The following is a 762-nucleotide window of genomic DNA, read 5'->3' on the forward strand; positions in this document are numbered from 1 at the left end:
CCGAGGCCAGACCCGTCTCAGCCGCATCCTGCAGCCCATCGCGGTTGGCATCGACGAAGACCTTGTCACCCAGTGAGGCCGGGCGGAAGAAGCCTGCGTCCACCGTCAGGTTGCTCTCGTTAGCCGCTAACGTGTAGCTGCCACTGCGACCCGTCACCGGATCGGCATCACTGTCGGTAGCGTCTGGTCCGGTGTTGGCCACCGTAGCGGTATAGCCCGTGGGCGTACCAAACACGACTGTGTAGCTCACCCCAGGTGTTAAGCCCGTGAAGCTGTAGACGCCACTGGCGTTGGTGGTCGTGGAGGCCGCCGGTGTCACTCCACCGTCAGCCAAGAGCTGCACGGCTACCCCGGCGATGCCAGCCTCACCCGCATCCTGCTGGCCGTTGGCGTTGCTGTCCTCAAAGACCAGATCACCCAACGATGCTGTCAGCGGAGCAAAGCCCGCATCGACCGTGGTCAGACTCTGACCCGAGGTCAGGGTGATGTTGCTCACTACCCCGTTGATGGGGTCACTATCCAGCGTATCATCACCCCCTACGTTCGGCGTAGAGGCCGTGTAGTTGGCCGGAGCCGTGAAGCTCACTGAGTAAGGTACACCCGGCGTCAGGCCCGTGAAGCTGTAGACGCCATCGGCGCCCGTCACCACACTGGCCAGGGCCGTGCCGTTGCTCACCAAGGTCACCGTCACCGAGGCCAGACCCGTCTCAGCCGCATCCTGCAGCCCATCGCGGTTGGCATCGACGAAGACCTTGTCACCCA

Annotated in this window: 1 protein-coding gene; it reads right to left on the reverse strand. The window is 63.5% G+C overall.

The window, feature by feature from the left end:
* Positions 1-762 (reverse strand): SdrD B-like domain-containing protein (locus tag DYU11_RS32855; RefSeq protein WP_119671990.1); only part of this gene is annotated, 762 nt, incomplete at both ends.

Origin of the sequence: Fibrisoma montanum, assembly GCF_003583365.1 — a bacterium.
Taxonomy (GTDB): Bacteria; Bacteroidota; Bacteroidia; order Cytophagales; family Spirosomataceae; genus Fibrisoma; species Fibrisoma montanum.